Consider the following 14131-nt stretch of genomic DNA (forward strand, 5'->3'; position numbering starts at 1 on the left):
AGGATAGGGTGCTTTTCCGGCACAGTGGTTTCTGCTAGAATCTCGCCCCAATCTGATTCGTCTTCCCCTATAGATAGACAACTAAGGTAGATGCCAATGCGTCCAAACGATCGCAAGGCGGACCAAGTTCGCCCAATAAAAATTACTCGTAACTACACTGCTTACGCCGAGGGCTCCGTTTTAGTTGAGTTCGGCAATACGAAAGTATTATGTAATGCGACCGTTGAAGAAAATGTGCCACGCTGGTTAAAAGGGCAAGGCAAAGGTTGGGTTACTGCAGAATATGGTATGCTGCCTCGCTCGACGCATTCGCGCATGCGCCGTGAAGCTGCCAGTGGTAAACAGGGTGGCCGTACTATGGAAATTCAGCGCCTCATTGCTCGCAGCTTACGTGCTGTAGTGGATCTTGAAGCCATGGGTGAAGTTATGGTTACGGTTGACTGTGATGTGATTCAGGCTGATGGCGGAACGCGTACAGCTGCTATATCAGGTGCGAGTGTCGCTATGGCTGATGCATTCCAGCACCTTGTCGAAAATGGTAAGCTGAAAGCAAACCCGATGAAAGGGCATGTTGCAGCTGTGTCGGTAGGCCTGTTGGGTCAAGACATTTTATGCGATTTAGAATATGTTGAAGATTCAGCTGCTGATACAGATATGAATGTGGTCATGACTGAAGATGGTCGAATGATTGAGGTTCAAGGTACTGCGGAAGGTGAACCTTTCAGTCATGATGATTTGATGAAGTTACTTGAGTCGGCAAAAACAGGTATTCGCGATATTGTCGCCGCGCAGAAGGCGGCATTAGAGCAGTGATTTGAAAATAGCTTCCAATTTAGGAAGCTATTTTTTTACCTTTTGGAAGGTGACACTGAGGATGTTGATAAATTATCTAGGCAACTAGGTCTTATTACGAAGAGAGAAAGTGATGAAAGCATACCAGCATGAATTTATTGAGTTTGCATTAGAGAAGCAAGTACTGAAGTTTGGCGAGTTTACTTTGAAATCTGGCCGCAAGAGCCCCTATTTCTTTAATGCTGGTCTTTTTAACACCGGTAGTGACTTAGCTCGTTTAGGGCGGTTTTATGCTGCTGCGCTGGCTGATTCTGCTATTGAATTTGATGTGTTATTTGGTCCTGCTTACAAGGGTATTCCGATTGCCACTACAACGGCAGTGGCGTTAGCGGATCACCATAATATAGATACGCCCTATTGTTTTAATCGTAAAGAAGCAAAAGATCACGGTGAAGGGGGCAACTTAGTCGGTAGTCCTTTGGAAGGACGAGTCATGCTGGTCGATGATGTCATTACTGCGGGAACGGCAATTCGTGAATCAATGCAGATAATCCAATCCAATGGGTCTGATTTAGCGGGTGTGCTGGTGGCAATCGATCGTCAAGAAAAAGGCAAGGGAGAGTTGTCTGCGATTCAGGAAGTTGAGCGTGATTTTGACTGTGCGGTAATTTCTATCGTTAGTTTAGGCGACTTAGTTACTTATCTTGAGGAGCAAGGCAATGCTACTGAGCATTTAGAAGCGGTTAAAGCGTACCGAGTTGAATACGGTATCTAGTTTAATATATTCAATATTTGACTAGCGAAAATAAGGGTTGATGTTTGAGTCAACCCTTTTACTTTTACTCTCAAATCTTGCCTATTAAATGTTAATTATCATAAATCGCTTGGCCATCTCGCTGAGTTTTTAGCAGAGATAGGTTCCACATATATTGTTCTGGATGAGGCCTAACTAGTTGTTCTATCGCTTGATTCATTGCTTGTGCATCGGCTTCTTCATCCCCCGTTGGGAAGTTTTCTAACGCAGGTAGAATATGCACTTCATACTTGCCTGTTTTATCGTTATAAGCAGGTAATACAGGGACAACCTTAGCTTTTGACAGACGAGCCATTTTGCCAAAACCTTTTAGTGTGGCTTTTTCTGTGCCGAAGAAGGGCACGAAAACGGAGTTTTCAGCGCCAAAGTCTTCATCAGGTAGCCAATAACCAAGGTAGCCGTCTTTAATCGAGCGCACAAATGGTTTTACTCCAGCATGTCTAGCAAAAATACGTCCCCCATATTGCATTCGTTGAACTTGCATTAGCCAATCACCAATTGGGTTTCGTTGAGGCTTCATAATGGTGGTGACTTTGTAGCCCTTGGCTGCCAGCATGACGGCAGGGTAGTCTACCGCCCAAGCATGGGGAGCTAAAATAATCACTTTTTCACCATTATCGAGTAGCGGTAGTATATTTTCCTCGCCAATCATGACACCTCGATCTTGGTTGTGTTTAGTTGAACGGACCAAGAATTCTGAATAGCCTAAGAGATACTGTGCTGCTTTGACAAAGGTTTCTTCTAATATTTGTTGCCGCTCTGAGTCTGATTTTTCTGGGAAACAATACGCCAAGTTTACTCGTGCGCGGCGAACCACTCGGCCATTTTTTCTAACGACAAATACGGATAGTTTACGTGCTAATGTGTCACGCCAACGATAGGGAATAAAGGCAAGCAAAGCAGCAAAGGCTATGCCTATCCAGGTGCCCCAATGTTTTGGGTGTAAAAACGCCCATTCAAAAGTTGGATTATGCAAATATTTGTCGATGCTATTTTTATCTGTGTTGCTCATTGAAATTAGCACCTATGCTACTGATACCTTGAGTTGGTAAGTGAATGATCGGGTAAGGATTTGAAACGTTTATGTAGCCACATCCACTGCTCGGGAGCGCGCATAATTATCTCTTCGACAAACTTATTCATGTATGCTGCGGATGCAGTATCATCTTGTTGTGGAAAGTCTTGCTCAATAGATTTATCAGCAATGATCTCGTACTTTCCTTGTTGGTTGCGAAAGCCTGAGCCAGGTACAATGGCACTTTTACTGGTAGAAGCCAGAATTCTTGTTCCTGTTGTTGTGCAGGCATCTTCGACGGCAAAGAAGGGAACAAATACCGATTTGTTGTGCCCATAGTCTTGATCAGGCAAGTAAAATAGTCTGTTCCCTTGACGCAGCACACGTACCATTTGTTTTAAATCACGGCGATAAATTAGCTGATTACCATTGCGAGTCCTACCTCGGTACTGAATAAATTCATAAGCAGGGTTACTGTGTGGTCGGTAAGCGCCAAACCCGGGAAGGCCCAGTACAGCGAATGCACGAGCGGTAATTTCAAGGTTTAAAGCATGCACACAGCACAGTAATACACCTTTCCCATCTTGTTGGTGTTTTTGCAGCTCTTTAATATCTTTAGCAATTAAAATACGCTTAAAGCGCCAAGTGGGCCAAAACCAAGTGATGCCAGTTTCAATTAGGGCCATACCTGTATTCTTGAAATTTTCCTCGACTATGTTGCCTACGTCTTTGGCTGACATGTCGGGAAAAGCAAGTTCGAGGTTGCGTTTGGCAATTTTTACTCTTGATTTGCTGATTTTCATCCCAAACGACCCGATTCCTCTACCTATTTTGAGAAGTAGGGTGTAGGGAAGTAAATTAACGATAAGGGCTAGCAAGCCAAATCCAAGCCATACCCCCCAATTTTTTGGGTGAAGCAGGCTAAAAGAAAACGTTGGTTTTTCTAAGCTATTTTTTTTGCTCATAGTGGTTGTTACTTAATTTGTGCACTCAGTAAGGCCCAGTATTGCTCAAAGTTGGCCGTTGGCTGGTATTTAAAATCTGAGCGGACAAAGCGATTCAAGCTACCTTCAACTTGCCCTAGCAACTGCGCTGCGAGGGTGGGTTCATCGACAGGAAACGCTTTCCCCTCTCTTAATTGACGTTCACGTAGAATTTGTCGAATCGAGGTTTCGATTCGTTCAAATAATTGATTAATACGTTCACGCAGACGTTCATTTTCGAACATCAGTGCGTGGCCAGATAAAATGCGTGTTAAACCAGGATTTCGCTCAGCGAAGGCTAAAATAAGCTGCAAAACTAGGCGAATACGCGTCAATGTGTCTTTCTCCTCATCCAGAATTCGGTTGATGCGTGACATCAAGGATTCTTCAATAAACTCGATCAGACCTTCAAACATGCGAGCTTTGCTTGGGAAGTGTCGATACAAAGCGGCTTCTGATACACCAACATGCTTTGCTAGTTTAGCTGTTGTGATCCGAGAGGCTCCATCGTGAGATTCCAGCATTTGTGCCAGTGCCTGTAGTATTTCTTCCCGGCGGTTGCTTTTTTTTGTTCCGGCCATGAATGAGTTCCTTGTTTGCCACTGTTAATGCCAATAAACATAGGCATTAGCCCAAGCTAGTAAACTAGGATGGGCGGAATAGACGACTTTTCTGAATGTTAGATTAGAGTCTGTTTATCTTGCGCGTTTTTTATTGCACTCGCGCGAGTAATGTTATTCGAACGTGTAGCAGGCCCGAGCGACTCAATTGCTTAGTTTATCAGCAATACGCATTAGTATTTGCTGAGCAATTTTTTGTTTTGATGCAAGGGTAAGTGACTGCTCACCTTCTTTCCAGTATAGAGTAACTGCATTATTGTTGCTGTTAAAGCCTTGTCCTTCTAATGAGACATCGTTAGCACAAATCATATCCAACTTTTTATTAATCAATTTAGTGCGTGCGTAATGTGCTACATCTTGAGTCTCTGCTGCAAAACCGACAGTGAATGGACGGTTGCGAGTCATTTTGGCAACGGAGGCTACTATATCTGGGTTTTTGACCATAGTAATCGTCATATCATCATTGCCATCTGTTTTCTTAATTTTTTGTTTGGCAACAGACTCTGGTCGATAATCAGCGACAGCAGCGCAGCTGATAAAAATATCACAATCAACTGAATGCTGCATAACGGTATTGTGCATCTCTTCAGCGCTTGCCACATCAATTCGATGTGTGTTTGCTGGCGTTTTGAGTGATACAGGGCCTGCAACTAAAGTTACAGATGCTCCCAGTTGCGCCGCGACTTGTGCTAATGCAAAGCCCATTTTCCCTGAGCTGTGGTTTGAAATGTAGCGTACAGGGTCGATGGATTCACGTGTTGGACCTGCTGTAATCAATACTGACTTTCCTGTCAGGGGCTGGTCTCCCCAAAACTGTTCGCATTTTTCTACTAATTGCATTGGTTCCAACATGCGGCCTGGGCCAATATCACCACAGGCTTGTTCACCCGAGGCTGGTCCCCAAATATGTAGACCTCGCCTTTGCAATGTGGCTATATTTTCTTGAGTTGCTAGGTTGAGATACATTTGCTGATTCATCGCTGGAGAGACAGCGATAGGGGCATCGGTTGCTAAAACTAACGTGGTTAGAAGATCATTGCCCATGCCAGATGCAATCCGAGCGATAAGGTCTGCGGTTGCTGGGGTTATGAGCACTAAATCAGCCCACTTAGCTAACTCAATGTGGCCCATTGAAGCTTCAGCTGCGGGATCGAGAAGGCTATCAGAAACTGGCCGACCAGAGACTGCCTGCATGGTTAGGGGAGTAATAAACTCTTTGGCAGCTTTGGTCATGACAACCTGCACTTCTGCGCCCCGTTCAATCAGTCGACGAGTCAAATCGGCACATTTATAAGCAGCAATACCGCCACCGATACCAAGTAGGATCTTTTTGCCCGCGAGTGTTTGCATGATGATCATCCTTTAAAAATACTGTGACTAGATTACCACGCAGCAGATTTAGACTCTAGAAATGGCACGGTTTGTTTTTAGTTTCACCATTTTTTGTTTTGTCTCCGTACTTATATACCTATTATTTACTGAAAATCTTTCACTTGCTCGAAGGCAAAATCATTTAATGTGATTAACTGCATGGTTGTAGCTATGCTGGTTTACTGTTCCCCAGATGAAGATTGTATCTATGTTACTACCTCGCGACTCCTTACCGCGGGAAAAGTTGTTAACCCGAGGAGCTCAGTCGCTTACGGATGCTGAGCTGTTAGCTATTTTTCTACGTACAGGCACTAAGGGCATGAATGTCTTGCAGTTATCAGATTGGGTTCTTAGGGATTTGGGGTCATTGCGTTGCTTGTTTTCTGCAAGCAAAACAGAACTCTGTCGGTATAAGGGACTCGGTGAGGCTAAGTATGTTCAATTGCAAGCAGCATTAGAAATGACGCAGCGCTACTTATATGAAAGCTTAGCGAGAGGGGAAGCTCTGACTAGCCCTGAACAGACCAAATTATATCTAGTCAGTAGATTACGCGATCGTTCTCGTGAAGCCTTTTATATTCTGTTTTTGGATAACCAGCATAGAGTAATTAAAGGAGAAGTATTGTTTGAGGGTACGATTGACAGTGCATCTGTTTATCCAAGAGAGGTGGTAAAGCGGGCGCTTGATCACAATGCAGCGGCTTTGATATTAGCGCATAATCACCCTTCTGGCGTTGCTGAGCCAAGTCAGGCAGACCGCCGAATCACGCGTCGTATCGTGGATGCACTGGCTCTAGTCGATATTCGTATCCTTGATCACTTTGTGGTTGGTGATGGGGAGGTGGTTTCCTTTGCAGAACGTGGATGGATTTAAATCACATTACTTGTTGTGAGTTGCGTGAATTCTGCTACAATCGCCCGACATTTTTTGAACTATTATCAGCTCTGCCTAAAAAAGATCACGAAAACCTTGAAAAAGGATCTGTTCGGGTCTTGAGCAATGCTAGTCAAGTTAGTATAATGCGCGACCTTTGATAGCCTTGTATGGGTTTCCATAACGGTATAAGACCTCTACATTCTTCTACGAGAAGAAATAGAGAGGTTCGGCCACCAAGGTTGATATCGAGCTGAAACGATTTTGGAGAAGACATTCATGTCACGAATATGCCAAGTAACTGGTAAGCGTCCAGTAACGGGTAACAACCGTTCACACGCACGTAATGCTACTAAGCGTCGTTTTCTGCCGAACCTACAAACTCATCGTTTCTGGGTAGAGAGCGAAAAACGTTTTGTTAAACTACGTCTATCTGCTAAAGGTATGCGTATCATCGACAAGAAAGGCATTGATGCTGTTCTTGTTGACATTCGCGCAAATGGCGAAAACGTTTAAGAGGAAATAGGCAATGGCAAAGAAAGGCGTACGTGAGAAAATCCGTCTAGTATCTTCAGCAGGTACTGGTCACTTCTACACGACTGATAAGAACAAGCGTAATATGCCAGGCAAATTTGAGATCAAAAAGTTTGATCCAGTTGTTCGCCAGCACGTTATGTACAAAGAAGCGAAAATCAAGTAATTGATTCTTCTTCTAGGCTTCTCTAGCGGAAGTCTATACTAGAAGCCCAGCATATTTGCTGGGTTTTTTGTTTTTCGTCAATATTTAAGTGTAGATCTCGCTTTAACTATCTATTTAGAGATGATTTGCCAATCAAAGCAAATTTCTCTTTCATTTCCCTCATGATTTTTTTCTGCTACCTTTTGTTACAGTAACTTAAACGGAAAACTCAACCCATGCGTGTTTCTACTTCGAGGCGTCGTCGCTGGAACAACATCATGATTCTAGGCATTATTGCCTTTATTATGATTCTTAATCTGCCAACCATTATTAAAACTTATTTAATTAATGATGACTCGACAGTTATTAGTGATGCTCATCCCTACCTACTAAATCCATCGGCTGAGTTAAGGGCGCTGCATTTTTCTGATTGGTCGTTGGAATACCAAAATGGACAATGGAACCTAACTAAGCAAAGCTATGTGCCTGCGGCTGAATTAGCTCAGCGCTGGATAAGCTTAATGGGCACCCAAGTCAGCGTGCAGACTTTTGATAGCCTTAAACCTCAGCTGAGTTCGCCGCGTACAATTGAAGTTTGGTATCAAGATCAAGAAGAGCCCCAGAGGATCACCTTCTATAAAACTCCGAAATTTTGGCTCTTAAAAAACTGGCAAGATCAATGGGTAGCGATTTCAGTTAAGCCTGATTATTTGTTACCTTAGTCGACTCTATCCAATAAGCATAAGAGTCCTATGCCTGAATTACCTGAAGTGGAAGTAAGTCGTCTGGGCATCACTCCACACCTAGCCGGACAAACAGTAGCAAAACTGACTTTTCGAACCCCTAAATTACGTTGGGATATCCCTCATGAATTAAAGAAAATGGAAGGCCAGGTAATACGCAGTATTTCTCGTCGAGCCAAGTATTTAATCATTGAAACTAATGTTGGCAGTGCGATTGTACACTTAGGTATGTCAGGCTCGCTGCGAGTGCTCGATGCAGAAATAGAGCCGAGCAAGCATGACCACGTAGATTTAAAGCTGACCAATGGAAAAGTGTTGCGCTATAACGATCCTAGACGTTTTGGTGCTTGGCTCTGGACTGAAAATGGTGAGCATCAAGCATTGGCTAAAATGGGGCCAGAGCCTTTAACAGAAGCATTTGATGCGCCATATATCATGGCTAAAGCAAACAAAAAGCGCGTTGCGGTGAAGCAGTTTATTATGGACAACAAGATTGTTGTTGGTGTCGGAAACATATACGCCAGTGAGTCTTTGTTTGGCGCTCGAATTCACCCTAGTCGTTCTGCTGGCTCACTTACTGATAACGAATGGGTAAGGCTAGTGAAGGAAATAAAGCAGGTTCTCGATACTGCAATTAAGCAAGGTGGAACCACGCTTAAGGATTTTGCTCAAGCAGATGGCAAGCCAGGTTACTTTGCACAAAAATTGCAAGTATATGGTAGGGCTAGTGAGCCTTGCCAGAACTGTAGTGGAACCATTCAAGAGCAGAAAATTGGTCAGCGTAATACGTTTTTCTGTGATAATTGCCAGCAATGATATCAGCGGCTTTGCCGCTGATTTTATATATGGTTTTTTCCTTTTAATGCATACGCTACTACTTCTGGTACAAAGTTAGTCACATCACCGCCATGAATAGCCACTTCTCGTACAATCGTTGAAGAGATAAACGCATGCTCTTCTGCAGGAGTTAGGAATACACTTTCCAAACCTGGCATTAATCTGCGGTACATATTGGTGAGACCAAACTCATACTCAAAGTCTACTGTAGTGCGCAAGCCTCGAATCAGAACATTTGCGTTTTCTTGTTTGGCAAAATCAACCATCAAGCCGGAAAAACCTTTAGAGTTAACATTATCTAAATGCTGAGTTACTTGCTGGGCGAAGGTTACTCGTTCATCTAATGTGAACATGGTGTTTTTACTAGGACTTGCTGCAACGGCTATGGTGACTTGGTCAAACATATCAGCTGCTCGCTCTATCAGATCTAAGTGGCCATTGGTGATAGGGTCAAAAGTCCCTGGGTATATTACTCTGGAAAGACGTTTTTTGGTCACTGTTATGTACTCAATAGATTTATTTATCTCGCTTAATGGTAACAAAAAGGCTCACGTTTACCCAACTTAGCCGTTATCATTGAGACAAAAGTTCGATCTCTTGAAATGTAATGAAAAAAATACTGGTTGTCCGAAACGATAAAATTGGCGACTTTATGCTTGCTTGGCCAAGCTTTGCCATGCTTAAAGCCTCTTTACCTGATTGTAAGATCACTGCGTTGGTTCCTAGCTATACTGTAGCTCTTGCCAAGCTTTGTCCTTGGATAGATGAGGTGCTTGTTGATCCGACAAGTAAGGGTACTAAACAAGCCCAGTCATCTTTGGTAGAGATACTAAAGTCTGAGTGCTTTGATGCTTCGATTAATCTATTTTCGACAATTTACAACGCCAAATTAGTCTGGAAAGCAAACATTCCGTATCGTTTGGCACCAGCGACTAAGCTGGCGCAGATTTTATACAATAAGCGTATTAAGCAGAAGCGTTCACAATCGGCTAAGCCTGAATACGAATACAACCTCGACTTAATAAGAGCTTTTTTAACTGATCTCGGCAAAGAGATAGTTGAGCCTAAAGCGCCTTATTTGTCTTTTTCATCCCAAGAAATTGACAACCAAAAGCAAAAGCTCGCGCAGCAATTTGATTTGAATAGAGAGAGACCTTGGCTGTTCGTCCATGTAGGTAGCGGAGGCTCTGCTAACAACCTTTCTTTATCACAGTATACCGAGCTGATTTGTGGGTTATCAGCAGAGTCAGAGGTCGTGCTAACCGCCGGCCCCGGAGAGGAACCAAAAGCAGCAGAATTACACAGTTTGTTAGAAGAAAAAGGCAGATATTCTGTGGTTTATGACAAGAACGAGGGCTTAATTGATTTTGCTCTTGCCATTGCTTGCGCCGATGTGTTTATTGCAGGTTCTACAGGACCGCTGCACATCGCTGCTGCTATCGACGTGCCAACTGTAGGGTTTTTCCCCAGTAAGCGCTCTGCAACACCGCTGCGTTGGAAGCCGATTAACTCCCAAGATAATCACATTGCTTTCTGTCCACCACAAGCGGATGATAAAGCCAGCCAGGAAGATATGGCCAGAATTGATATCAGTTCCGTTGTTAAAGACTTACAGCCATGGGTAAACAGCAAGTTGGAATAAAGGGCCAAAGGCGCCAACTTTTGCCTTTGGCTTGCTAAGCAAGACCGATTTAAAACGAGCTTGGCATCTTGTCTGTTTCGCTTCTAATCCAGAGATCGGCATATTTAACAAAGGTCGAATGCGCCGATAGTAAAGAAAGCAGCAGGCCTTGTTTACCGTCAAGGAATCCTGCCTTTAGAACATACATCTTCAAAAAGCAGCCAAGAGCATGCAATATGCCTTGTGAAATACTGCTCTGTTTGCCTTTTCTCTCTCTTTGCTCAGCCCACGCTTTGGCATACCCTGCTGACTTAACCAAATAGTGGTTCATGTCGTTATAGGTAAAATGAATAAGGTCGCCTTTTAGTGTTTCCACTTTCATTGCTTTAGATACTTGGACTTTTTCATGCACCAGTGCGTCATTGTATTGTGTCAGTTTGGTTGGGTATAAGCGTAGAACCTTGTCTGGGTACCAGCCACAGTGGCGGATATAACGGCCAAAGACCCAACTTAGCCGCGCAGTCTGGTATATGGTATCTGGTTGGTTAGCACTCACTGCTGATATGATGCTGTTTTTAAGTTCAGGTGTGACGCGCTCATCGGCATCAAGCCAAAGAACATAATCAGACTCTACGTATGACTGTGCTAATTGACGCTGCGGCCCAAAACCAGGCCAACTGGTATTAACAAAAAATTTATCGGTGAAGCTACGGGCAATAGCTTCAGTATTGTCCGTGCTGCCAGAGTCTAACACTACAATTTCGTCCACCCAGCTATGTACGGTTTCAAGGCAGGCTTTTAAGTGCTGTGCTTCATTTTTTACGATCAAGGCGACCGCAATACTTGGTTTACTCACACGGATACCTCATAGATTAGAATTACTTTTGCAGATTGGTAGTCAGATCCAGTTCGCTAGTCATTTTATCAAACATAGCGATGACTTGCTGTGGTTGAATACGCTGCATAGCATTTTTGTCTTTAACGCGAGCTCGCCAGTTAAGTTCTTCAAAAGACTTTCCTGTCTCAGCCAAGACGGCTTCCTCATAAGCTGAAACTACATATTGGCGATATTGATAGGGGCCAGTTCGCTGTGGATTGTGATGTGCATAGAGCCCAATTACTGGAGTATTCATAGCGTTGGCAATATGCGCTGGGCCAGTATCAGGTGCGATGACAAGATCGGCATTGTCGATGAGAGCGAGCATTTGTTTGAGCGAGCTTTTACCAACTTGATTATTGATGTCATATTTAGATTGGCTTTCTATCTCGGCGGCTAAATCCAGCTCTATTTGAGCAGGACTACCAGCCAAGACAACTTGCCAGTCTTGCTGAGTGACGTGCTGGATCAAGGTTAAGTATCCTTGCAGAGTCCAATTTTTGTATGCTTTACTTGCAGCAGGAACGAGGACAAGGCTTCTTTTCTCGGCATACAGTTGTTTTGTTGCCCAGAATTTGTCTTGATCTGAATAAGCTAGTGACCAAGTTGGTGTCATATCTGCAACACCTAACGTATGGCCAAATGCCAGCAAGCCATCGAGTACGTGCATCGAACTAGGAGAAGGGACTTTGACGTTAGTAAATAAAGTCTGAAAATCTTGGCTTCTAACTGCGTCAAAACCAAGTTTATACGTAGCTTTGATACCTAAGGTAGCAAGGCTAGCTCTAAAGGCGTATTGCATATGCAAAAGTGCATCAAATTTGCGTCCTTTCAGCGCTCGCCATAGCTTTTTATATCCTTGCCAGCCTTCTTTTTTATCAAAAACTATTATTTCTATACCTGATATTCCTTCCAGCAACTTTGCTTCAAGTTTACCAGTAACCCAGACAATCTTTGTTTGAGGCCACTGACGCTGAATCGCCTGCACTGCGGCAACGGCATTACACACATCGCCAATGGCGGATAAACGCAGAATGCACAGAGAATCAGGCGGAGATGAAAAAAGGCTCATAGATATTTCTTGTCACTAGCGGTGTTGAAGATTATGCAGAGCCATTCAATAAATGTAAAATACCAGTCAGCATTTATTCAGAGAAAACCAAGCATGAAAATGTTGCATTTTGATAACCAAACAATTTGGTACGATGAAACTTTGCTTAAAGATGACCCAATGCAGGTTTTCTCTCCTGAATTTTGGCAGCAGCAAGGTAAAGTAATTGGCAATGCTCAGGGGCGAGGCACCACCTGGTTTGTCCAAACGCAAACTATACAAGCAGCTTTGAGGCATTATCGCCGTGGTGGTTTGTTTGGTAAATTGATTGCCGATAGCTACTTATTTTTAGGTTGGGGAAAAACCCGTAGTTTTAAGGAGTTTGATCTGCTTAAGACCCTAATAAAAGCCGGTGTTAATGTTCCCAAACCTATTGCTGCAAGAGCGGTTCGTAGCGGGTTGATATACAAAGCTGATCTTCTGAGTGAAAAAATACCGAATGCTCAAGATTTGTTTTCTATCTTGATTAAAGAGCCACTTCCAGCAGAATTGTATCAAAAAATTGGCCAGGAAATTGGTAAAATGCATAATGCTCAGGTCAACCATACTGATCTCAATATTCACAATATCCTGATAGATGACAGTGGAAAAGTGTGGATAATCGACTTTGATAAGTGCCTTTACCAGCCCGGCGATGCTTGGAAACAGGGTAATCTCGATAGACTTAAGCGATCGTTTGAAAAGGAATTAGCGCAAAAAACGATTCATTGGTGTAAAGCTGAGTGGCCTACAATTACATCTCAATTGTAAGTTTTATTCTCATCTCGCACAGAGGTCCTTCAAAGATTATAATGTGGTATTAATTTAGAAAGTGTAGTTTTAAATCCGATGCAATATGACGTAACACTTGCTCCGTCTGGGATTCACTTTAGCAGTGAAGATAATTTACTCGATGATGCCTTAGCGCAAAATCTGATGTTAGAGCACAGCTGCAAAAACGGCGATTGTGGAGTCTGTGAGGCCAAAGTATTATCAGGACAGATCTTAAACCAAGATGGTTGCGTTGTGACTACCGGTACAGTGCTGACCTGTCAATCTAAACCTCTGTCTGATGTGACTATAGAAGCAGAGTTTTTTTCAGAGTTGGCTAAAATTAAGCAGCAAACCCTGCCGTGTAAAGTCGCGAGTATCACCTACCCAACGAGAGATATTGCCGTTCTTAAGTTGCGTTTCCCCCCAACAGCCAAATTTGAGTTTGTAGCGGGTCAGTATTTGAACTTAATGTTTAAAGGCATTAAGCGCAGCTACTCAATTGCTAACGCAATGCACGTTAGTAAAGAAGTAGAGTTGCATATTCGTAATGTGCCCAAAGGCAAAATGTCCGAACATATATTTTCAAGTATCCAAGAGAATCAACTGATGAGAATTGAAGGACCTAAAGGAACTTTCTTTACCCGCCCTTCAAGTAGAAAGCTGATATTTCTTGCCACAGGCACAGGGATTGCGCCAGTAAAAGCCATGGTTGAAAGCCTTGTTGAAGAGGGTGATAGAAGACAAGTAAGGATATATTGGGGCATGAGAACACCAGGTGAACTTTATTGTAAAGATTTGGAAAAAATCATTCAGCCATTGGGCAATATATTATTTATTCCTGTCTTATCTCAGTCACCCGAGTGGGTGGGGCGTAAAGGTTATGTACAAAATGCGGTGATTGAAGATATACCAGACTTAGATAATTATGATGTTTACGCGTGTGGTTCTGTAGCAATGATTGACTCTGCGCGGGAATTGTTTTTTCGACATAACTTAACTAAGCAGCATTTTCATTCAGATGCATTTACTCCCGCAAAATAA

At 43.1% G+C, this 14131-nt stretch carries 17 protein-coding genes; 10 read left to right on the forward strand and 7 right to left on the reverse strand.

The annotated features are described in order from the left end of the window. Positions 1 to 96 precede the first annotated feature (96 nt). Both rph and pyrE read left to right on the forward strand, forming a co-directional pair. Entirely contained in the window at positions 97 to 813 is a 717-nt protein-coding gene (gene rph / locus KO511_RS08955) for a ribonuclease PH (RefSeq protein ID WP_171359946.1), read from the forward strand. Between the two features lie 112 nt (positions 814 to 925). Then, positions 926 to 1567 (forward strand): orotate phosphoribosyltransferase, encoded by a 642-nt coding sequence (gene pyrE, locus KO511_RS08960; RefSeq protein ID WP_215987248.1) that lies wholly within the window; start codon positions 926 to 928, stop codon positions 1565 to 1567. 91 nt (positions 1568 to 1658) lie between these two features. Here the strand turns inward: pyrE and lpxM are convergent, their stop codons facing one another. The 4 genes from lpxM to coaBC all read right to left on the reverse strand — a co-directional run bounded on the left by lpxM (position 1659) and on the right by coaBC (position 5574). After that, positions 1659 to 2618 (reverse strand): lauroyl-Kdo(2)-lipid IV(A) myristoyltransferase, encoded by a 960-nt coding sequence (lpxM, locus tag KO511_RS08965; protein ID WP_215987106.1) that lies wholly within the window; start codon positions 2616 to 2618, stop codon positions 1659 to 1661. 17 nt (positions 2619 to 2635) lie between these two features. Beyond that, positions 2636 to 3586, reverse strand: a complete 951-nt coding sequence (gene lpxL / locus KO511_RS08970) for an LpxL/LpxP family Kdo(2)-lipid IV(A) lauroyl/palmitoleoyl acyltransferase (RefSeq protein ID WP_215987107.1) — start codon at positions 3584 to 3586, stop codon at positions 2636 to 2638. A gap of 8 nt (positions 3587 to 3594) precedes the next feature. After that, the gene (slmA, locus tag KO511_RS08975) at positions 3595 to 4185 is read right to left on the reverse strand and encodes a nucleoid occlusion factor SlmA (RefSeq protein WP_125320277.1); all 591 of its coding nucleotides are present in this window, start codon (positions 4183 to 4185) and stop codon (positions 3595 to 3597) included. Between the two features lie 183 nt (positions 4186 to 4368). After that, complete coding sequence (gene coaBC, locus KO511_RS08980) at positions 4369 to 5574, reverse strand: bifunctional phosphopantothenoylcysteine decarboxylase/phosphopantothenate--cysteine ligase CoaBC (RefSeq protein WP_215987108.1); 1206 nt, start codon at positions 5572 to 5574, stop codon at positions 4369 to 4371. A gap of 229 nt (positions 5575 to 5803) precedes the next feature. Between coaBC and radC the strand changes: the two genes are divergently transcribed. From radC to mutM, 5 genes are all read left to right on the forward strand, one after another. Continuing rightward, positions 5804 to 6469: a RadC family protein gene (gene radC, locus KO511_RS08985; protein WP_436840216.1), complete on the forward strand. Its 666-nt coding sequence runs from the start codon at positions 5804 to 5806 to the stop codon at positions 6467 to 6469. Positions 6470 to 6748: 279 nt separating this feature from the next. Further along, a complete protein-coding gene (gene rpmB / locus KO511_RS08990; protein ID WP_125320274.1) occupies positions 6749 to 6985 on the forward strand; it encodes a 50S ribosomal protein L28 in 237 nt (78 codons plus the stop codon). A gap of 13 nt (positions 6986 to 6998) precedes the next feature. Further along, complete coding sequence (gene rpmG / locus KO511_RS08995; protein WP_004410866.1) at positions 6999 to 7169, forward strand: 50S ribosomal protein L33; 171 nt, start codon at positions 6999 to 7001, stop codon at positions 7167 to 7169. Positions 7170 to 7384: 215 nt separating this feature from the next. Then, on the forward strand, positions 7385 to 7870 hold the full coding sequence (locus KO511_RS09000) for a hypothetical protein (RefSeq protein ID WP_215987110.1): 486 nt from the start codon (positions 7385 to 7387) through the stop codon (positions 7868 to 7870). A 30-nt stretch (positions 7871 to 7900) separates the two neighbouring features. Next, complete coding sequence (gene mutM, locus KO511_RS09005) at positions 7901 to 8707, forward strand: bifunctional DNA-formamidopyrimidine glycosylase/DNA-(apurinic or apyrimidinic site) lyase (RefSeq protein WP_215987111.1); 807 nt, start codon at positions 7901 to 7903, stop codon at positions 8705 to 8707. A gap of 23 nt (positions 8708 to 8730) precedes the next feature. On the opposite strand, the gene coaD is transcribed toward mutM, so the two are convergent. After that, positions 8731 to 9225, reverse strand: a complete 495-nt coding sequence (coaD, locus tag KO511_RS09010) for a pantetheine-phosphate adenylyltransferase (RefSeq protein WP_125320271.1) — start codon at positions 9223 to 9225, stop codon at positions 8731 to 8733. 110 nt (positions 9226 to 9335) lie between these two features. On the opposite strand from coaD, the gene KO511_RS09015 reads away from it, so the two are divergent. Beyond that, entirely contained in the window at positions 9336 to 10370 is a 1035-nt protein-coding gene (locus KO511_RS09015; protein WP_215987112.1) for a glycosyltransferase family 9 protein, read from the forward strand. 49 nt (positions 10371 to 10419) lie between these two features. Here the strand turns inward: KO511_RS09015 and KO511_RS09020 are convergent, their stop codons facing one another. Next, complete coding sequence (locus KO511_RS09020; RefSeq protein WP_215987113.1) at positions 10420 to 11205, reverse strand: glycosyltransferase family 2 protein; 786 nt, start codon at positions 11203 to 11205, stop codon at positions 10420 to 10422. Between the two features lie 22 nt (positions 11206 to 11227). After that, positions 11228 to 12298 (reverse strand): glycosyltransferase family 9 protein, encoded by a 1071-nt coding sequence (locus KO511_RS09025; protein WP_215987114.1) that lies wholly within the window; start codon positions 12296 to 12298, stop codon positions 11228 to 11230. A gap of 93 nt (positions 12299 to 12391) precedes the next feature. Here KO511_RS09025 and KO511_RS09030 point away from each other — a divergent pair, with 93 nt between their 5' ends. Beyond that, positions 12392 to 13087 (forward strand): 3-deoxy-D-manno-octulosonic acid kinase, encoded by a 696-nt coding sequence (locus tag KO511_RS09030; protein WP_215987115.1) that lies wholly within the window; start codon positions 12392 to 12394, stop codon positions 13085 to 13087. A 78-nt stretch (positions 13088 to 13165) separates the two neighbouring features. Next, complete coding sequence (locus tag KO511_RS09035) at positions 13166 to 14131, forward strand: FAD-binding oxidoreductase (protein ID WP_215987116.1); 966 nt, start codon at positions 13166 to 13168, stop codon at positions 14129 to 14131.

Source organism: Vibrio hepatarius, from assembly GCF_018860525.1.
Lineage (GTDB): Bacteria > Pseudomonadota > Gammaproteobacteria > Enterobacterales > Vibrionaceae > Vibrio > Vibrio hepatarius_B.